This is a genomic window from Prauserella shujinwangii (assembly GCF_003001955.1).
GTDB classification, from domain to species: domain Bacteria; phylum Actinomycetota; class Actinomycetes; order Mycobacteriales; family Pseudonocardiaceae; genus Qaidamihabitans; species Qaidamihabitans shujinwangii.
Map to the genome: position 1 here is coordinate 95,150 of NZ_PVNH01000014.1, position 19,176 is coordinate 114,325.

The window sequence follows — 19,176 nt, forward strand, 5'->3', positions numbered from 1 at the left end:
GATGCTCCCAATGCTAGCGTCTCGTTCGGGAGCGATCGCTCCCGAACGAGAGAGGAACACACAGTGGCTGGAACGCACAGCGACGGTGGCTTCGGCGGCGTCGCCCCTGGCAGGCAGGCCCAGAACGCGCGAGGTACCGGCGGCGAACGCTGGGGCGCGGCCTGGGCGGCGATGTTCGGCGTGTTCGTCCTGGTGGTCGCGGAGCAATTGCCGATCGGGCTGCTGATCCAGATCAGCCCCGACTTGGGCGTCACGGAAGGAACCGCCGGGCTGAGCGTCACCGTCCCCAGCATCGTCGCCGGTGTCGCAGCGCTGCTGGTGCCGTTGGTGGTCGGGAAGTTGGACCGGCGGGTCCTCCTGGTCGCGTTGATGGCCCTCATGACCGCCGCGAACGCGGCTTCCTGGCTGGCTCCGACGTTCGAGGTTCTCCTGCTGTCACGCGTGTTCGTCGGTGTCGCGATCGGCGGATTCTGGGCGATCGGAGGCGGCATCGCTGTTCGCCTGGTGTCGGCGGCGAATGTGCCCAAGGCGACCTCGATCATCTTCGCCGGTGTCGCCGCAGCCAACGTCCTCGGCGTCCCGCTCGGGACGATCCTGGGAACGGGTCTGGGGTGGCGGTTGGCGTTCGCCGCGCTCGGAGTGGCCGCGCTCGTCGCTCTGCTGTGGCTGATCGGGTTGCTGCCTCCGTTGTCGGCGCAGACCCCGGTCCGCCCGCGGATGCTGGCCAGTCAGCTCAGGAACAAGGGCGTGGCACTCGGGCTCATCGCGACCTTGCTTTCCGTCACCGGACACTTTGCCGCGTTCACCTTCGTAGGTCCGATCCTTCGCGACATCGCAGGCCTGTCCGCTTCCGCGGTCGGCCCTGTTCTCCTGATCTACGGACTCCTCGGTCTGGGAGGGAACTTCGCGGCCGGAGCGCTGCTGGGGCGCGGCGTTCCCGCAGTGGTGTTCTCGATCCTCGCGGTGACCACCGTCGCACTGGGTCTGCTCCCGGCGGTCGGCCTCCAGCCGGTCTCCGGTGTGTTGCTGCTCTTCCTGTGGGGTCTGTTCTTCGGCGGGCTGTCGGTCAGCATGCAGACCTGGATGATCAAGGCCGCGCCCACGGCCGTCGAAGGGGCAACCTCGCTGTGGGTGGGAGTGTGGAACCTCTCCATCGGGCTCGGCGCGCTGGCGGGTGGCGTCGTCATCCACACACTCTCGCTGGAGTCCACCGTCTGGATCGCCGCTGCCCTGGCGTTGGCCGCTGCGCTGTTGGTGGCGACAACCCGCTCGCTGAAGGAGACCGTGCCGCCCGCAACCGGAACAGTCGAGGCAGTCGAGGCAGTCGAGGCTCGATGACACGTGAACGCTCCACTCGGCATCGAAGGCCACCGACACCTCGCGGTCGGGAACATCCACTACCGCCACCACCGGCGACACCGTTGCCGGCGGCCAGCCTCTGCACCAGCTCCGCACCACACCTCGGAGGGTCGCGCCGAGCACGCGACACGGTTCCGGCTGGTTCGCCGAGAGCGACCCGCGCTCGCGTGCCGGGCTGTGGGCGACGCTCGACAGCGGCCGGGAGCCGTCCGTCCCGGCGGCCGCGCCCCGGCTGCTCGACCGGATGCGGCGCGACGGGCCGCCGCTGTTCAGGTGCGGCTCCTCGTCGGCGACCGACCACCCGCCCCTGGCGCGGCACACGCCGCTGCCCGAGTGGCACTGGAACGGTCCGCCCCGCCACGGAGTCACGTTCCGCGGCACGATCGCCGAGTGGTCCCTGGACGCGGTCGGCCTGCTGGCCGCCGTGCTGACCGGCGCCGCCGCCGAGCACGGGGTCACCACGCCGGTGCTGCTGACCGTCGGCCGGGACGACCTGCCGCCTGGTTTCGCGGGCGTCTCCTCGCTGCCCCCGCCCGCGCGGGCGTGACGCGGCTGCCCGCGCCGGCACCCGGGAGTGAATCCGTACGCCCATCCGGTGGAGAAATCACGACCGGTTCGCTTAGGGTGTCGCGGTGTCCGAACAGCGTGGTGCGTTGCGCAGGCTCGCCGGGTTCGTGGGCCGCTGGTTCGCCGTTCTCGTGCTCCTCGGCGGTGCCGCGGGGCTGCTGCTCCCGGAGCGGGCCGCGACGGCCGTGGCCGGCTACATCCCGCAACTGCTGGGCGTGATCATGTTCGGGATGGGGCTCACGTTGCGGCCCGCCGACTTCCGCCTGGTGCTCAGCCGCCCGCGCGCGGTGCTCCTCGGGCTGGCCGCGCAGTTCCTGGTGATGCCGCTCGCGGCCTGGAGCATCGGCTGGGCGCTCGGGCTCACCGGCGCCCTGCTCGCCGGGATGGTGCTGGTCGGCGCCGCTCCGGGCGGAACGGCGTCCAACGTCATCGTCTACCTCGCCAAGGGCGACGTGGCGCTGTCGGTGACGCTCACCTCCGTGGCGACGTTGCTCGCCCCGCTGCTGACCCCGGCACTCGTGCTCTGGCTCGCCGGATCGGACCTGCCGGTCGGGTTCTGGGCGCTGTTCTCGTCGATCGTGCAGATCGTGCTCGTGCCCGTCGTGGCGGGGCTGCTCGTGCGCGCCCTCGCCGGGCGGCTGGTCGAGCGGGTGCTCGACTACCTCCCGCTGGTCTCGGTCACCGGGATCGTGGTGGTGGTCGCCGCGATCGTCGGCGTCAACAGCGACGTCATCGCCTCCAGCGGCGCGCTGCTGGTGCTCGCGGTGATCCTGCACAACGGCGTCGGCCTGCTGCTCGGCTACTCCGCCGCCCGGCTCGCCCGGCTGGACGAGTCGGCGCGCCGCGCGATCAGCATCGAGGTCGGCATGCAGAACTCCGGGTTGTCCGCGAGCCTGGCCACGACCCACCTCGTCCCCATGGCCGCGCTGCCCGCCGCGCTGTTCTCCGTGTGGCACAACGTGTCCGGCTCCGCGCTCGCCACCTACTGGGCGCGCCGCCCCGCCCGGCCCGCCGCCGCGCCGCGGACCGTGGCCTCCTGACCATGGCGGCGCGGCCACCCGGTCTCAGCGGGTACCTCGCGGACTGGTCGCCTGCCCCGGTGACCGAGGAGGACGTGCTCGCCGCCCGTCCCGTCGCCGCGTTCGCGGCCCTGCTCGACCGGGAGGACGCGCCCGGCGCCGGTGAGCCGCTGCCGCCGCTGTGGCACTGGTTCCACTTCCCGGACTGGCCGCCGCAGCGCGCGCTGGCCGCCGACGGCCATCTGGCCGAGGGCCGGTTCATCCCGCCCATCCCCGGTCGCCGCCGCATGTTCGCGGGCGGCAGGCTCACCGTGCGGCGGCCGCTGGAGATCGGTGCGGCCGCGACGTGCACCTCCGCGCTGGCCGCCGCGCGGGTCAGGCGGGGCCGCACGGGCGAGCTCGCCTTCGTCACCGTGCGCTCGGAGTACCGGCAGGGCGGCGCACCGCGGCTGGTGGAGGAGCAGGACCTCGTCTACCGCGCGGGCGAGGCGCCGCACCGTGCGTTCGAACGGCCGTCGGGCCCGCCGGAGCCGACGGCCGCGCCGTGGCAGGCCCGGCCCGCCCTGTCCGAGACGCTGCTGTTCCGGTTCAGCGCGCTCACGGCGAATCCGCACCGCATCCACTACGACGAGCCCTACGTGCGGCGCGTGGAGGGCTATCCCGGACTGGTGGTGCACGGGCCGCTGCTGGCGCTGCTGATGCTGGAGCTGGTGCGCGAGCACCGTCCGGACGCGACGGTGACCGAGTTCACCTACCGCCTGCGGCACCCGGTTTTCCTCGGTGACGAGTTCCTCGTCTCCGGCGGTCCGGAAGGGACGGACGCGGTGCGGCTGGCCGTGACCACGGCGGGGGAGCGGGTCGTCGCCGAGGGGCGGGTCAGCCTTCGCTGAGCCGCCGCAGCGTGGTCCCGGGCAGTTCCTGCGGCAGCCCGGCCAGCGCGGGCAGCGTGTCCAGGTGGTGCACACCGGCGGGCAGGGTCCCGGTGCGCAGCGCCCGCGTGACGTGCGCCGCGACCAGGCCCGTGACGTGGCTCTGCCGCCGCCCGGTGAGCGCGTAGGCGGCGTGCCTGCCGCCGAGGCGGGCGTCGGCGCGCACCGCGAAGCCGTCGGCGCCGAGGTGCACGCGTGTCGACGCGGCCACGAGCAGCCTCCTGGCGAGGGAGCGGCGCACCAGCCCCGAGCGGCGCAGCGCGAACAGCAGCGCGGTCAGCGGTGCCGAGTCGAGGCACAGCCGCGTGGTGACCTCGCCGACGTCGAGGGTGCGGCGCAGCGAGTACTGGTCGGAGAACGGGAACGGGTGCGCGGTGCGGCGACCGTACCCGGGCAGCGTGGTGCGCAGCGGGCCGCCGGGCGGGGCGGGCCTGGCGAGCTGCCCGACCGTCCACCGGACGGCGTCGGCGCCGTGCCGCTCGCCCGCCCCGAGCAGCACGGTGACGTCCACCCGGTCGGCCGAGCCGAGGTCGTCGCGCGCCCTGCGGGCCAGCAGGTTGGTGAGCCCGGGCGCGACGCCGACGCTGAGCACGGCCGTGGCGCCGTGCGCGACCGCCGTGCCGGCCAGCGCTTCCACCTGCTCCAGCAGATCCGCCGAGGCGCCCACGTCGACGAGGTGGACACCGCGTTCGAGGCAGGTGCGCGCGAGCGCGGGGCCGGGCGGCTCGACGCAGAGCACCACCGTGCCGATGCCGTGCTCGTCGAGGACCCGGCCGAAGCCCGCCGGATCGTGCACGTCGATCCGCGCCGCGGCGCCGCCCACCTCGGCGGCCAGTGCGGTGGCGCGCGCCAGGTCCCGGCCCGCGGCGACGACCCGCCCCGCCAGCGGGCCGGCCAGCGTCCTCGTCACCGTCGCGCCGACGGCGCCGTACCCGCCCGCCACCAGGACCGGCCGCTCATCCGCTTCGCTCATGCCTCCAGCAAACACTAGAGTGTGTCTCTAGTCAACGTCGGCCAGTAGCTGGCAGCGCAGCGTGCCGGTCGCCCAGTCCGCCCACTCCTCGTGGCTCCACCCGCGCCGCGAAACGAGCAGGAGGTAGGTCTCGGGCGACAGCGTCGCCAGCATCATGTCGGCCACCCGGCCGGTGCCGACCCCGGGGCGCAGCGCCGAGCGCGCCGCGAGTGCCCCGGCGAACGTCGTCAGCACCGTGTGCCGCTGCTCGATGTTGGCCCGCCACAGTGCCGCGATCTCCGGGTCGGCCGCGGCGGCCGAGCGCACCACCTCCAGTACCGGCGCCACCCTGGTGTGGATCCGCCCGGTGCCCTCGACGACCAGGCGCAGCAGGCGCTCCGGCGGCGCGGCCAGCGCCTCGGCCACCCAGGGCCGGTCGAGCGTGGCCACCGGCTCCATGTCCCCGGCCACCTCGACGTCCACGAGCTCGCTGAGCAGGGCGCGTTTGGTGGCGAACGTGAAGTAGAGGGTCTGCACCGCCACCCCGGCCTCCTTCGCGACGGCCTGCATCGACGTCGCCGCGTAGCCGTGCTCCACGAACAGCCGCCGCGCCGCGGCCAGCATGCGCGCCCGTGTCTCGGCCGCCTTCCGTGCCCGTGTCCCGCTCTCCGCCATGAGCCTCCGATCCGCACTTGACTGAAGCACCACTCTAGTGGATTTTTGACTAGAGTAACGCTCTAGTGAGATGGAGAGGGATCATGCCGGAACGAGGGGTGCTCCGCGGCCGGACCGCGGCGCTGCTGCTGATCACCGCCGTGGAGCTGGTGGTGTTCCTGGACACCACGGTCGTCAACATCGCGTTGCCCGCCATCGGGGCCGACCTGGCGCTGCGGGAGGGCGAGCTGGGCTGGGTGACCAACGCCTACCTGCTCGCGTTCGGCGGCTTCCTCGTCGCGGGCGGGCGGGCGAGCGACCTGTTCGGCCCGCGCCGGGCGTTCGCCGCGGGACTGATCGTGTTCACGGTCGCCTCCGCGGTGGCGGGCCTGGCGACCCAGGCGTGGCTGCTGGTCGGGGCGCGCGCCCTGCAGGGGCTCGGCGCGGCGGTCGTCGTGCCCGCGCAACTGGCGCTGCTGCGGGTGACGTTCCCCGAACCCGCCGCGCACCGGCGCGCGTTCGGGGTGTGGAGTGCGATGGGCGCGGCGGGCGCGGCGATCGGGACGGCCGCGGGTGGCCTGCTCACCCAGGGCCTCGGCTGGCCCGCCATCTTCCTGGTCAACGTGCCGGTCGGCGCCGTCGCCCTCGCGTTCGTGACCCGGCTGCTGCCCGCCGACGCGGCCCGGCCGCGGCCGTCCGCCCGGCACTTCGACCTGGCGGGCGCCGTGACCGGCACGATCGCGCTGCTACTGGTCGGCTACGCCGTCGGCGCGCTGGCCGACCCGGGAACCCGGACGCTCGCCTGGATCCTGCTCGGCGCGGGTGCCGCCGGTCTCGCGGGCTTCGTGGCGATCGAGGCGAGGGCGGCCGAGCCGCTGCTGCCGCTGCGGCTGTTCCGCATCCGCGAGGTGTCGGTGTCCACCGCGGTGAACGCGCTGGTCGGCGCCGCCCACGTGCCCGCGTTCGCGCTGCTGGCGTTGTACCTGCAGGACACCCAGGGCTATTCCCCGACCGAGTCGGGGCTGGCGGTGCTGCCTGTCGCACTCGTGAGCATCGCCGCGTCGCGGACCGTGATCCCCGCCGCGCTGGAGCGGCTCGGCGCGCGGGGCACCCTCGCCGCCGGGCTGGCCCTGCAGGCCGTGGCGCTGGCGTGGTTCGCCCGGCTGCCCGTCGAGAGCGGCTACCTCGCCGACGTGCTGCCCGGCACCCTCGTGTTCGGGATCGGCCTGCCCGCCGCGTTCGTCGGGGTGACCGTGCCCGCCGTCACCGCGGTCGCCGAGACGGACACCGGCGTCGCGGCGGGGATCGTGAACACCGCCCAGCGGGTCGGCTCCGGGCTCGGCGTCACGGCGGTGCTGCTGCTGGCCGCGACCGTCGCCGAGACGGCGGGTGGCGGTCCCGCGGCCCGGGTGGACGGTCTGCGGTCCGGGTTCGCGGCCGCCGCGCTGCTCGCGGCCGCGGGTGGCGCGCTGGCGCTCACCCTGCCCCGCCGCGCGCGCGGGGACGGGGGACCCGGTCGTGACCAGGCCACCCCGCCCCCGGAGGACGACCGGGTCAGAACCCGGCCGTGATGCGGGTGAACTCCCAGTCGGGCTGGGCGATGCCGCTGCAGTGCGCCGCGACGCCGCCGCCCGCGCAGCCGCGGTCCCGGTTCACCGACCAGAACGAGAACCTGCCCAGGTCACGCGCCTTCGCCCAGTCGCGGATCTGGGTCCAGGTGCCCGTGTCCGTGACCTCGCGCTGGTCGGACAGCCCGTTCATGCCGGAGATGCCCAGGTGCGCGTAGGCGGTGGCGTCCGACCAGCCGAAGGTCGACTTCAGCTTGTTCTTCAGGCCCTCGGCCGCGCTGACCGTGGCCTGGTACATGTCGGAGGCGCCGAAGTTGAACGGCATGATCGTGAACACGTCGATGCCCACGTCGAGGGCGTGCGCGCGCTCGATCAGCCGGTTGCCCCACCAGTTGGGGCCGGTGGTCGTCGTGCCGAAGGTGATGATCGTCTCGATGCCCGGGTTGTTCCGCTCGATGATCTTCAGGGCGCCGAGGATGCGGTCCTGCACGACCTCGTTCTCGAACTCGTCGGTGTTCTCGATGTCGATGTCGATCGCCTTGAGCCCGTAGGCGTCGATCACCTTCTGGTAGGCACCGGCGAGGGCCTCGGCGCTGGCGCAGTTGGGGCCGAGCTTGTTGCCGCTCCAGCCGCCGAACGAGGGCACGACGTCCCCGCCGTTGGCCCGGATCTGGGCGATGACCTGCGCGTCGACGCCGCCGAGCAGGGGCCGGGTCCCGTCCCAGGCGGGGTTGCAGCCGCCGCTGGAGAGCACGAACGCCATCGTGAACCAGCGGATGCCGGTGGCGTTCATGACGGTCGTGGCCGACGGCGGGTTGCCCCAGCCGAGGTAGAGGTACGGCGCGCCGTGCCCGCCCGCGGGCGTGCCCGGGTCACCGGGGTCACCCGGATCGCCGGGGTCACCGGGATCGCCGGGGCCTCCGTCGCAGGGGTTGCCGTTGAGCAGGCAGTTCTCGATCCCCGGGAGCCCGCCAGGGCTGCCGGTGAAGCCGAACGACGCGCTCGCGCCCGCGGCGAGCGTCGGTGCCCAGCTGGGGTTGCGGAACGTGTGGTGGGTGCCGCTGCTGGTGTGCCGCGCGTCCCAGGCGCTGGCGATCGAGTACCCGGACGGCAGGTCGAACTCCACGGTCCAGCCGTTCAGCGCGGCGGAGCCGCCGTTGGTGACGGTGATCTTGGCTTCGAAGCCGGTGCCCCAGTCGGACACCGTGGTGAACGTCGCGGTCGGGCCTTCGGCGGCGGCCGCCTGCGGGCCGGCGAGGCCGAGCGTGGCGGCCGCGAGGGCGAGAAGCAGGGTCAGGGGGCGCCATCGTGATCTGGACATCGGCATCCTCACGTCGGGTAGCAGGGGGAGAATTCCGGTCACACCCCGCGCATTGTGGTCTAGACCACATCGCCACGGCAAGGTCTGAACCAATATTCGCCGGTTTCGCGCACGACGAAGGTGGGAAGCCCGGTCACGACCCGTGCCGTGCGCGAGGGAAGGAGAGCCATGGGAGCCGCAGCGCACTACGTCGAGGTCGACGCGCCCGTGCAGGCCTGCTACGACTGGTGGCGCGGGCTGACCCGGCTGCCGGAGATCTTCTCCGACGTGGAGCGGGTGGAGGCACTGGACGACACCGGGAACCGTACGAGGTGGACGGTGCGCGGACCGGCGGGCGTCTCCGTCGACTGGGAGGCGCGGATCGTCGAGGACTCGGCCCCGCGCACCATCTCGTGGGCGACCGACGACGCGGCCGACCCGGACGTGCGGCACGCGGGTGCCGTGCGGTTCGACGACAAGGGGCACAGCGTGACCGGCGTCGAGATCAGCCTCAAGTACGACCCGCCCGCGGGCAAGGCGGGCGAGGTGGTCGCGACGCTGTTCGCCGACCCGCAGGCCAAGGTCGAGCGTGCGGCGGAGGAGTTCAAGCGCATCGTCGAGACCCGGTGACCAAGCCGGGCAGGCTGACCGGACGCGGCGTGGTCGTGAGTGCGGAACGTGGTGAGAACCACGCTCCGCACTCACGAGCCGGGCGCGCGTTTGGCGACACTCCACAAACGGCGGCGCTCACCTGTGGTGACTCCAGCGGTTTCCGTACCCGGCGGTAACGACCAGGGTGGGGCACGGTGTAGGCGACGGTCCGCGACCCGGGCGTCGCCTTTCGTGTGTTTGTCGCAACCTGTGAGGGCTTGAGTCGGTGTTCAGTCGTATCGCCATCGTCAACCGGGGAGAGGCTGCGATGCGGCTGATCCACGCTGTCCGCGAGCTCAACGCCGAGGGGGCGGGGCCGATCGAGACGGTCGCCCTCTACACCGAGGCCGACCGGGGCGCCACCTTCGTCAGGGAGGCCGACCACGCGTACTGCCTCGGTCCCGCCTCGGCCCGGCCGTACCTCGACTTCGCCGTGCTGGAACGGGCGCTGACGGAGACGGGAGCGGACGCCGCGTGGGTCGGCTGGGGGTTCGTCGCCGAGGATCCGGCGTTCGCCGAGCTGTGCGAGCGGCTCGGGGTGACGTTCATCGGGCCCGGCCCCGACGCCATGCGCAAGCTGGGCGACAAGATCGGTGCCAAGCTCATCGCCGAGGAGGTCGGCGTCCCCGTGGCCCCGTGGAGCCGGGGCCCGGTCGAGCACCTGGACGCGGCGCTGACCGCCGCGAAGGAGATCGGTTACCCGCTGATGCTCAAGGCCACGGCGGGCGGCGGCGGCCGCGGCATCCGTGTGATCCGCTCCGACGAGGAGCTGGCCGACGCCTTCGAGCGGACCACGCTGGAGGCCGAGCGCGCGTTCGGCAGCGGCGTGGTCTTCCTCGAGCGGCTGGTCACCGGCGCGCGGCACGTCGAGGTGCAGGTCATCGCCGACGGCCAGGGCACCGCGTGGGCGCTCGGCGTCCGTGACTGCTCGGTGCAGCGGCGCAACCAGAAGATCATCGAGGAGTCCGCCTCGCCGGTGCTCTCCGCCGACCAGGCGGCCGAGCTCAAGGCGTCGGCCGAGCGGCTGGCGCTCGCCGTGGGGTACCGCGGCGCGGGCACCGTCGAGTTCCTCTACCACCCCGGCGAGCGGCTGTTCGCGTTCCTGGAGGTCAACACCCGGCTGCAGGTGGAGCACCCCATCACCGAGGCCACCACCGGCATGGACCTGGTGAAGGCGCAGATTCACGTCGCCGCGGGCGGCACGCTGGACGGGGAGCAGCCCGCCGAGCTGGGGCACGCCGTGGAGGCCAGGCTCAACGCCGAGGATCCCGACCGCGACTTCGCGCCCGCGCCGGGCCGGATCGCGCGCCTCGACCTGCCCGCGGGCCCCGGCATCCGCATCGACACCGGGGTCAGCGAGGGCGACGTCATCCCCGCCGACTTCGACTCGATGATCGCCAAGATCATCGCCTACGGCCGGGACCGGCACGAGGCGCTGGCCCGGCTGCGCCGCGCCGTCGCCGGTACCACCGTGCTCATCGAGGGCGGAGCCACCAACAAGAGCTTCGTGCTCGACCTGCTCGACGCGCCCGAGGTGATCGACGCCTCGGCGGACACCGGCTGGATCGACCGCGTCCGCGCCGGCGGCGGGCTGGTGTCCCACAAGCACTCGGGCATCGCGCTCGCCGCCGCCGCGATCGAGGCCTACGAGGACGAGGAGCGGATCGAGCGGCAGCGGTTCCTGGCCACCGCGCACGGCGGTCGGCCGCAGGCGCAGCACGACGGGGGCCGTCCGATCGACCTCAAGCTGCGCGGCGCCGCCTACCGGGTCACCGTGGCGAGGGTGGGACGCGGCCGCTACCGCGTGGGCATCAGCGGGGGCACGCAGGAGCGGACGGTCGACGTCGAGCTCGAACGCCACGACCGCGAGTCGGGCCAGCTCACCGTCAACGGCACGCGGTTCCGGCTGGTCACCGGCACGCACGGCCCCATCCACCTCGTCGAGGTCGACGGTGTCACCCACCGGATCAGCCGCGACGAGGGCGGTGTCGTGCGCTCGCCCGCCCCCGCGCTCGTCGTGGCCACCCCGCTGGACGTCGACTCCGAGGTCGAGGCCGGGGCGCCCGTCATCGTGCTGGAGAGCATGAAGATGGAGACGGTGCTGCGCGCGCCGTTCCGCGCCCGGCTCAAGGAATCCCTCGTGTCGGTGGGCAGCCAGGTCGAGACCGGCGCGCCGCTGCTGCGGCTGGAGCCGGTCGGGGACGCCGGAACCGACGCGGCCGACGGCGCCGCCGAGGTGGTGGACCTGGCGTTGCCCGGCGAGCCGGACGGGGTGTCGGCGGAGGCCCGCGCCGCCCGCGGCCTGGAGGACCTGCGCAGCCTGCTGCTCGGCTACGACGTCGACCCGCACGACGAGGGCCGCGCGCTCACCGCCTACCTCGACGCCCGCGCGGAGCTGGTGGCGCGGGGCGGCCGCCCGCTCACCGAGGAGGTCGAGCTGCTGCGGGTATTCGCCGACCTCTCCGAGCTCAGCCGCAACCGGCCCGCGGGCGAGGAGACCAAGGCCGACACGCGGGTGCACAGCCCGCGCGAGTACTTCCACACCTACCTGCAGAGCCTCGACGTCGAGCGCGCCGGGCTGTCGGAGAACTTCCAGCAGCGGCTGGCGCGCGTGCTGGCGCACTACGGCGTCGACGACTTCGAGCGGACGCCCGAGCTGGAAGAGGCCGTCTTCCGGATCTTCGTCGCGCAGCAGCGGGCCTCGTCCGACGTCGTCGTGGCGACCACGCTGCTCCAGCAGTGGCTGGAGGAGCCGCCGCCTCCCGGTGAGCTGCGGGAGCCGGTCGGCTACGCGCTGGAGCACCTGATCACGGCCACCCAGCTGCGCTTCCCCGTGGTCGGTGACCTCGCCCGCAGCGTGGTGTTCCGCTGGTTCGCCCAGCCGATGCTGCGGCGCACCCGCGCCGAGGTGTACGCCACCGTGCGCGGGCACCTGCGGCACCTGGAGCGCGACCCCGACGCACCCGACCGCGCCGAGCGCATCGCCGCGATGGTCGCCAGCCCGGAGCCGCTGGTCCGGCTGCTCGGCCAGCGCATCGGGCGCGACGGCAGCGACCTGCGGCCGCTGCTGGAGGTGATGAGCAGGCGCTACTACCGCACCCGCGACCTGGCGGACATCCGCACGCTGCGCTCGGACGGCCGCTCGTTCTTCACCGCCGAGTACGACCTGGAGGGGCAGCGGCTGCTGCTCGTGGCCACGGCCACCGACTTCGCCGAGCTGCCCCAGGCGCTCGCCGCGCTGGGCGAGGTCGCGGACGGCGGCACGCGCGACGCCGAACTGGTGGCCGACGTGTACCTGACCTGGCCCGACCAGCCCGCCGAGGCCAACGCGATGGCCGCCGAACTGCGGGAGATCATCGCGGCGGCCCCGCTGCCCGGCCGCGTCCGCCGGGTGACGACCACGGTGGCCGGGCGCAGCGGCACGGCCATGCACCACCACTTCACGTTCCGGCCGTCGTCCACCGGCTTCTCCGAGGAGCGGCTGATCCGCGGCCTGCACCCGCTCATCGCCCAGCGGCTCGAGCTGCAGCGGCTGCGCAACTTCGACCTGACCCGGCTGCCGTCGGCGGACGAGGACGTCTACCTGTTCCGCTGCGTGGCGCCGAAGAACCCGGCGGACGAGCGGCTGGTGGCGATGGCACAGGTGCGGGACCTGACGCCGTTGCGGGACTCCGAGGGCAGGCTCGTCGCCCTGCCCGCCGTCGAGGGCACGCTGTCGGCGTGCCTCGACGCGATCCGCAAGGTCCAGGCCACCCGCCCGGCCAAGAAGCGGTTCGACACCAACCGGGTCTTCCTCTACGTCTGGCCGCCGAGCGAGCTGACCGTGGAGGAGCTGAACACGATCGCCGAGCGCGTGGTGCCCACCACGGCGGGCGCGGGCGTGGAGGAGGTGCTCTTCCTCGGCCGCCAGCGCGACCCGGAGACCGGACAGCTGCACGACGTGGCCGTGAAGATCTCCTACGACGTCGGCTCCGGCGTGCGGGTGCGGGTGACCGAGCCGACGTCCGAGCTGATCCAGCCGCTGGACGACTACGGCCAGAAGGTGCTGCGGGCCCGCAGGCGCGGCACCGTGTACCCGTACGAGCTCACCGAGATGCTCGCGGGCCGGGACGGTTCCTTCGTCGAGCACGACCTGGACGACAAGGGCGAGCTCGTGCCCGTCGACCGGCCGAAGGGCCACAACAAGGCCGCGATCGTCGCGGGCGTCGTCAGCACGCCCACCGAGCGGTTCCCCGAGGGCGTCACCCGGGTCGTGCTGCTCGGCGACCCGACCAAGGCGCTCGGCGCGCTGTCCGAACCGGAGTGCTCGCGGGTCATCGCCGCGCTCGACCTCGCCGAGCGCATGCGGGTGCCCGTCGAGTGGTTCGCCCTGTCCGCGGGCGCGCGGATCTCGATGGACTCCGGCACCGAGAACATGGACTGGGTCGCCGCCGCGCTCAAGCGGATCGTCGAGTTCACCCAGGCCGGCGGTGAGATCAACATCGTGGTGGCGGGGATCAACGTCGGCGCGCAGCCGTACTGGAACGCCGAGGCCACGATGCTCATGCACACCAAGGGCATCCTCGTGATGACGCCCGACTCGGCCATGGTGCTCACCGGGAAGCAGTCACTGGACTTCTCCGGTGGGGTCTCGGCGGAGGACAACTTCGGCATCGGCGGCTACGACCGCGTGATGGGGCCGAACGGGCAGGCGCAGTACTGGGCTCCCGACCTCGCCGGGGCCCGGGACGTGCTGATGGCGCACTACGACCACGCCTACGTCGCGCCGGGGGAGCGTGGTCCCCGGGTCGCGCGCACGGCGGACCCGGTCGACCGGGACGTCACCACCTATCCGCACGCGGTGGTCGACAGCGACTTCGCGACGGTGGGGGAGATCTTCTCCGCCGAGGCGAACCCGGACCGCAAGAAGGCGTTCGACATCCGGACGCTGATGCGGGCCGTGTCCGATGCCGACCACCCGATCCTGGAGCGCTGGGCGGGCATGGCGGACGCCGACACCGCCGTGGTCCAGGACGTGCATCTCGGCGGCAGGCCGGTGTGCCTCGTCGGCATCGAGTCGCGCTCGGTGCCGCGGCGCGGGTTCCCGCCCACCGACGGGCCGGACACCTACACCGCGGGCACGCTGTTCCCCCGCTCGTCGAAGAAGGTGGCGCGGGCCATCAACGCGGCCAGCGGCAACCGCCCGCTGGTGGTGCTGGCGAACCTCTCCGGCTTCGACGGCTCCCCGGAGTCGATGCGGAAGCTGCAGCTGGAGTACGGTGCCGAGATCGGCAGGGCGATCGTCAACTTCGCGGGCCCCATCGTGTTCTGCGTCGTGTCGCGGTACCACGGCGGCGCGTTCGTGGTGTTCTCCAAGGCGCTCAACCCGAACCTGACCGTGCTCGCCGTGGACGGGTCGTTCGCGTCGGTGATCGGCGGGGCGCCCGCGGCGGCGGTGGTGTTCGCCGGGGACGTGGACGCGCGGACGGCGCGGGACCCGAGGGTGCGCGAGCTGGAGGCGCGGATCGCCGAGACGACCGGCGCCGAACGGGCCGCGCTGAGCACTCAGCTCACGGACGTCCGCGCGGCCGTGCGCGCGGAGAAGCTCGGTGAGGTGGCCGCCGAGTTCGACGGTGTGCACAGCGTCCAGCGCGCCGTGCAGGTCGGCTCGGTGGACGCGATCATCCGGCCGGAGGAACTGCGCCCGGAGCTGATCGCGGCCGTGGAAAGGGGCGTCGCCGCAGCGCACGACTCGTGAGTGAAGAACGTGGTAAGAACAACGTTCCCCACTCACGAGGCGGGCTGCTGGCGGCGGGTGCGTCTTCGGTTCGCTAGTGCCTCGCCCGCCAGCAGCGTGCGGGTGCGCAGCGCGATCTCCAGTGCCAGCCTGCTGTCCGGGTCGCGTAGCTGGTCGCCGAGCAGCTCCTGCAGCTGGTGCATCCGGTAGCGGACGGTCTGCGGGTGCACGTCGAGGCGGGCGGCGACGTCGTTGATGCTCCCCGGCGTCTCCAGCCACGCCAGCAGCGTCGCGGTGAGCCGCTCGCGCTGCTTGGTGGTGAGGTCGGCGAACGGCCGCAGGGCCCGTTCGGCCAGCTGGCCGACGAGGAACTCGTCCGCGAGCAGGACGAGTGTCGGCAGGTGGTCGGCGCACCAGGTCACCTGCTCCGGCGGCAGGATGCCACGCCGGACGAGGGTGAGGGCGCTGCGGGCGCAGGCCAGTGAGCGGTGGGCGTCCGCCAGCGGCACGGCGGGCCCGACCGCGGCCCTGCGGTCGCCCAGCTCACGCTGCAGGGCCCGCAGGTGCCGCGCGGGGTCGGCGACGACGATGCAGGGCTTGCTGCTCTCCAGGTCGATCAGGGCCTCCGGGCCGAGGGAGATGCCGGGCAGCTGGTGCTGGTCGTCCCGGTACTCCAGCGCGACCACCGCGACAGTCGCGGGCAGCGGCCAGTCCGTGGTGCTCGCCAGGTCGGTGAGCGACTGCTGGGACACCGGCTTCTCGGAGAGCACGAGCTTCAGCAGCTGCCTGCGCCGCCGTTCCAGCGCGCCCATCGCGTGCAGCTGCGCCTCGGTGTAGCCCTCGATCGCCACGGTGCACAGCTCGTCCACCCAGGCGAAGATCGCGTCGGCGGTGGCGAACAGGGTGTCGGCGGGAATGCCGATCTCCCGCCCCTTCACGCTGATGTGCCGCCACACCACCCTGGCCCCGACCCGCACCGCGGTCTGGAGCGCGTCCAGCGTCCGGCCCTCCAGGTACTCGACCTTGCCGGCGTACCGGAACACGCGCTTCCAGTCGGTCTGCGGCGTGCCGGGGTTGCAGATGTTGTCGAAGCACTTGTAGACGGCGGCCTCGATCGCGCCGACGAGGACCTCGCGGAACTTGCCGGTCAGCGGCCGGTTGTAGGTGGGCACCGCGCGCTGCACCTCGCGGATGGCGTCGGCCACCAGGAGGCCGGCCAGCGGCCGCAGCTTCTCGGCCAGTTCGGCGGGTATCGCCGCCCACAGTTGTCGCGCGGTGTCGCCCGCGGCCGGACGTGGTCCGGTTCCCGCGGCCTGCCGTGGCCGCGGCGCTCCCGGCCGGACGGCGGCGCCCTCCGCGGCGTTCTGCCCGCCCGTTCGCGGCGGCGGGCAGGAGGCCCGCGCCGATGCGTTCACGGCCACCGAGCCGTGGAAATCTGCAGTCATCCGCCACCTCGATGTGACAAAAAAGCGGCCCTTGTAACTACCGGTCCCGGTCGATTTCGATCGACGAACGATAATTTCGCCCACCACGGCATGTCAAACGTCGGAACCAGGGCGCTCCGGGTCCCATTCTTTTCGTTAGAGCGGCGAACTTGTTCGTTGTCCGATGCTGTCAAATTCTCGGCGGCACTTCATCACCGATCGACAAAACCGCCCGCCATCGGCGCGGTGACCAGCCCGCGCGCGGCGGCACGTGCCGTCGTTTCCCGGCATCGTGCCGGCCCGCGCCGCTTCCCGCGCCCGCCCGTCCGTCCGCCGGACTTTGTCGATTCCCGCTAGTCCGCTGCCCGGCTCTTCGTCCTGTCGCGCGATTTCCGGATTGGCCCCGGGCGGCATCTTGCCACCGTCGTTACCGGTCGGTACGTTCGCCTCGCCCTATTGGTGGAGGCAATTCTCGTGTTGATTCCGGCCGGTCGCCCCGCGGACCTGGCCGCAATTTCGGAACGTGTATTTCAGGGTCGGGGAACCGAAGACGAAGGGGACGTATGAGACCGCAGAAGCTGATCGCGGCGGTGGCCGCGGCCGGGGCGACGAGCCTGGTGACCGGCGCCATGGTGCTCGGAGCCGGGCCGGTCGCGGCCGAGCCGGCATCGCTGACCCTGTCCTACCAGTGCCCGTTTCCGCTGATCGGGACGCAGCCGATCACCGTGGTGATCTCCACGGACGTCCCGTCGACCGTCGAGGTCGGCGAGCCGACGCCGGAGTTCGAAGTGACCGCGGTGTCCACGGTGCCACCGACGGCCACCCAGGGGCTCACGCTGGTGGGCGCCACCACCGTCGAGGGATCGGCACTGGCGGAGTCGACGGTGTCCGTGCCGCAGGGGGATCTGACGGTCGAGGTTCCGGCGTCGATCCCGTCGACCCCCGTGCCCGCATCGGGTTCGTTCGACGTGACGGCGACCGGCAACGCGCCCGCGCTGACGTTCACGCAGCCGGGCCAGGGCACGATCAGCGTGGGGGACATCCTCCTGACCCTCACGCCGCGGACGGCCGACGGCGGCGAGACCGGGCTGGGCACGTTCGACTCGCAGTGCGTGCAGGACCCGGGGCAGGACAACACGCTGGCGACGTTCGAGATCGTCGGGGAGGGCAGCACCACCGAGCCGACCGAGCCCACCGAGCCGACGGACCCCACGGACCCCACCGAGCCGACCGAGCCGACGGAGCCCACGGAGCCGACCGAGCCGACGCAGTCCACCGACCCGACCGGCACGACCGAGCCCACCGGGCCGCCCGCCACGACACCGCCCGGAACGACTCCTCCCGGTGGTGAGCCCACGCCGACCGGGTCGTACGTCCCCGTGGGCGGCTCCGGCGGCTACGGCGACGGCACGGGCGGCCTCGCGAGCACGGGCGCCCCGCTGACCCTGTCCCTGCTGCTGGGCGGCGGGCTGCTCACCGCGGGAGCCGCGCTGCTCGGCTTCGCGCGCAGGCGAGCACAGCGCCACTGAGCCCTCCCGCGCGAGTCCCCCGTTCCGGCGCGCGAGTGCCCGCTCAGGTCCGCGAGTTCTGCGTTCGGGCGGCGTGGCGACAGGCGCTCGCTCCGTTGACGGCCGGACAGCGGCGACTGTTCGCCGACACCCTGCTCGCCTACGAGGCCGCCTTCACCGCCGAACTCGACCGTGCCTCGACGGAGTGAGCCGCCAGGGCGGCGACCGGAGCGGGGTGCCGCACCGATCACGTCGGCGACGGCCACCACGCCGCGGTCGAGAGTGCTATCCCAGTTGGTCGCGGCGGCGGGTCAGGTAGGCGATCTCGGCGGTGTTGCCCGCGAGGTCGATGGCGCGGTCGTACGCCGCGCGGGATTCCTGGCTGCGGCCGAGTCGGCGGAGCAGGTCGGCGCGGGTGGCGTGGTAGGCGTGGTAGCCGGCCAGTCTGTCCGCGAGCCGGTCGACGGAGGCCAGGGCCACCTCCGGGCCGTCGAGTTCGGCGACCGCGATGGCCCGGTTGAGGGCGACGACCGGTGAGGGGTCGAGGGGGAGGAGCTGGTCGTAGAGGGCGAGGATCTGCGCCCAGTCGGTGTCGCGGGCGTCGCGGGCGGAGGTGTGCACGGCGTTGATCGCGGCGAGGATCTGGTAGCGGCCCGGGGCGATCCCGGCGGCGGCCGCGGTGAGGCGCTCGCGCACCAGCCGATGCCCCTCGGCGATCAGTGTCGTGTCCCAGGACCCACGGTCCTGCTCGTCGAGGGTGACGAGTTCGCCGCTCGCCGACACCCGGGTGGTGCGGCGGGCCTCGGCGAGCAGCATCAGCGCCAGCAGCCCGGCCGCCTCGCCGTCCTCCGGCAGGAGGGTGCGGATCAGGCGGGTGAGCCGGATCGCTTCGGCGGTCAGGTCGCGGCGCACGGGATCGGTGCCGGGGCCGGTGGCCAGGTAGCCCTCGTTGAACACGAGGTAGAGCACGGCGAGCACGCCGGTGACGCGGGCCGGGAGGTCTTCGGCGGCCGGTATCCGGTAGGGGATGCGCGCCGCCTTGATCTTGGCCTTCGCGCGGGTGATCCGCTGCCCCAGGGTGGTCTCGGTCACCAGGAAGGCGCGGGCGATCTCGGGCACGGTCAGGCCGCCGACCATGCGCAGGGTCAGCGCCACGCGGGCCGGCATCGCCAGCGCCGGGTGACAGCAGGTGAACAGCAGCCGGAGCCGGTCGTCCTCGATGGCGCCGGGTGGCTCGGCGGGTACAGCCGGGTCGTCCCACAAGGTCTGCGCCTCCTGGTGCTTGCCGTCGCGCTTGTTCTCCCGCCGGATCCGGTCGATGGCCTTGCGGTGCGCGGTGGTGGTCAGCCAGGCACCCGGGTTGGGCGGCACGCCCTCGGCCGGCCACCGCTCGACCGCGGTCGCGGACGCCTCGGCCGCCGCCTCCTCCGCGAGGTCGAGATCACCGCACCGCCTGGTCAGGGTGGCGACGATCCGGGCCCACTCCTCGTGGTGGGCCCGGGTGACCGCCGCGCGGACGTCAGCCATGC

13 protein-coding genes are annotated in these 19,176 nt (G+C 73.2%); 8 read left to right on the forward strand and 5 right to left on the reverse strand.

What is annotated here, in order from left to right; translation table 11 throughout:
- Positions 1-63 precede the first annotated feature (63 nt).
- From B0I33_RS28350 to B0I33_RS28365, 4 genes are all read left to right on the forward strand, one after another.
- Positions 64-1,338 (forward strand): MFS transporter, encoded by a 1,275-nt coding sequence (locus B0I33_RS28350; protein ID WP_219927277.1) that lies wholly within the window; start codon positions 64-66, stop codon positions 1,336-1,338.
- 265 nt (positions 1,339-1,603) lie between these two features.
- Entirely contained in the window at positions 1,604-1,906 is a 303-nt protein-coding gene (locus B0I33_RS28355) for a hypothetical protein (protein WP_106182218.1), read from the forward strand.
- Positions 1,907-1,991: 85 nt separating this feature from the next.
- Positions 1,992-2,966, forward strand: coding sequence for a bile acid:sodium symporter family protein (locus B0I33_RS28360; protein WP_106182219.1), 975 nt, complete (start codon positions 1,992-1,994; stop codon positions 2,964-2,966).
- A gap of 2 nt (positions 2,967-2,968) precedes the next feature.
- Complete coding sequence (locus B0I33_RS28365; RefSeq protein WP_106182221.1) at positions 2,969-3,835, forward strand: HTD2 family dehydratase; 867 nt, start codon at positions 2,969-2,971, stop codon at positions 3,833-3,835.
- Here the strand turns inward: B0I33_RS28365 and B0I33_RS28370 are convergent.
- Positions 3,822-4,847: a saccharopine dehydrogenase family protein gene (locus B0I33_RS28370; protein WP_106182223.1), complete on the reverse strand. Its 1,026-nt coding sequence runs from the start codon at positions 4,845-4,847 to the stop codon at positions 3,822-3,824. The genes B0I33_RS28365 and B0I33_RS28370 overlap by 14 nt on opposite strands.
- A 27-nt stretch (positions 4,848-4,874) precedes the next feature.
- Entirely contained in the window at positions 4,875-5,501 is a 627-nt protein-coding gene (locus B0I33_RS28375) for a TetR/AcrR family transcriptional regulator (protein WP_106182225.1), read from the reverse strand.
- Between the two features lie 83 nt (positions 5,502-5,584).
- Between B0I33_RS28375 and B0I33_RS28380 the strand changes: the two genes are divergently transcribed.
- The gene (locus B0I33_RS28380; RefSeq protein WP_106182226.1) at positions 5,585-7,051 is read left to right on the forward strand and encodes an MFS transporter; all 1,467 of its coding nucleotides are present in this window, start codon (positions 5,585-5,587) and stop codon (positions 7,049-7,051) included.
- Here the strand turns inward: B0I33_RS28380 and B0I33_RS28385 are convergent.
- Positions 7,035-8,369: a cellulose binding domain-containing protein gene (locus tag B0I33_RS28385; RefSeq protein ID WP_106182228.1), complete on the reverse strand. Its 1,335-nt coding sequence runs from the start codon at positions 8,367-8,369 to the stop codon at positions 7,035-7,037. The genes B0I33_RS28380 and B0I33_RS28385 overlap by 17 nt on opposite strands.
- Before the next feature lie 168 nt (positions 8,370-8,537).
- Here B0I33_RS28385 and B0I33_RS28390 point away from each other — a divergent pair, with 168 nt between their 5' ends.
- Together B0I33_RS28390 and B0I33_RS28395 are read left to right on the forward strand one after the other, a co-directional pair.
- Entirely contained in the window at positions 8,538-8,978 is a 441-nt protein-coding gene (locus B0I33_RS28390) for an SRPBCC family protein (RefSeq protein ID WP_106182229.1), read from the forward strand.
- A 247-nt stretch (positions 8,979-9,225) separates the two neighbouring features.
- The gene (locus B0I33_RS28395) at positions 9,226-14,736 is read left to right on the forward strand and encodes an ATP-binding protein (RefSeq protein ID WP_106182231.1); all 5,511 of its coding nucleotides are present in this window, start codon (positions 9,226-9,228) and stop codon (positions 14,734-14,736) included.
- A 32-nt stretch (positions 14,737-14,768) separates the two neighbouring features.
- Here the strand turns inward: B0I33_RS28395 and B0I33_RS28400 are convergent, their stop codons facing one another.
- Positions 14,769-16,160: a PucR family transcriptional regulator gene (locus tag B0I33_RS28400; protein ID WP_106182233.1), complete on the reverse strand. Its 1,392-nt coding sequence runs from the start codon at positions 16,158-16,160 to the stop codon at positions 14,769-14,771.
- 542 nt (positions 16,161-16,702) lie between these two features.
- Here B0I33_RS28400 and B0I33_RS30100 point away from each other — a divergent pair.
- Positions 16,703-17,668, forward strand: coding sequence for a DUF6801 domain-containing protein (locus tag B0I33_RS30100; protein WP_181193484.1), 966 nt, complete (start codon positions 16,703-16,705; stop codon positions 17,666-17,668).
- A gap of 264 nt (positions 17,669-17,932) precedes the next feature.
- Here B0I33_RS30100 and B0I33_RS28420 read toward each other — a convergent pair whose 3' ends face one another.
- Positions 17,933-19,174: an RNA polymerase sigma factor gene (locus B0I33_RS28420; protein WP_106182234.1), complete on the reverse strand. Its 1,242-nt coding sequence runs from the start codon at positions 19,172-19,174 to the stop codon at positions 17,933-17,935.
- Between the last annotated feature and the right edge of the window lie 2 nt (positions 19,175-19,176).

Bases quoted from the DNA above. Each gene is read 5' to 3' on its own strand.
- B0I33_RS28355 (WP_106182218.1), top strand. From the start codon at position 1,604: ATGCGGCGCGACGGGCCGCCGCTGTTCAGGTGCGGCTCCTCGTCGGCG.
- B0I33_RS28365 (WP_106182221.1), top strand. From the start codon at position 2,969: ATGGCGGCGCGGCCACCCGGTCTCAGCGGGTACCTCGCGGACTGGTCG.
- B0I33_RS28370 (WP_106182223.1), bottom strand. From the start codon at position 4,847: ATGAGCGAAGCGGATGAGCGGCCGGTCCTGGTGGCGGGCGGGTACGGC.
- B0I33_RS28375 (WP_106182225.1), bottom strand. From the start codon at position 5,501: ATGGCGGAGAGCGGGACACGGGCACGGAAGGCGGCCGAGACACGGGCG.
- B0I33_RS28380 (WP_106182226.1), top strand. From the start codon at position 5,585: ATGCCGGAACGAGGGGTGCTCCGCGGCCGGACCGCGGCGCTGCTGCTG.
- B0I33_RS28385 (WP_106182228.1), bottom strand. From the start codon at position 8,369: ATGTCCAGATCACGATGGCGCCCCCTGACCCTGCTTCTCGCCCTCGCG.
- B0I33_RS28390 (WP_106182229.1), top strand. From the start codon at position 8,538: ATGGGAGCCGCAGCGCACTACGTCGAGGTCGACGCGCCCGTGCAGGCC.
- B0I33_RS28400 (WP_106182233.1), bottom strand. From the start codon at position 16,160: ATGACTGCAGATTTCCACGGCTCGGTGGCCGTGAACGCATCGGCGCGG.
- B0I33_RS30100 (WP_181193484.1), top strand. From the start codon at position 16,703: ATGAGACCGCAGAAGCTGATCGCGGCGGTGGCCGCGGCCGGGGCGACG.
- B0I33_RS28420 (WP_106182234.1), bottom strand. From the start codon at position 19,174: ATGGCTGACGTCCGCGCGGCGGTCACCCGGGCCCACCACGAGGAGTGG.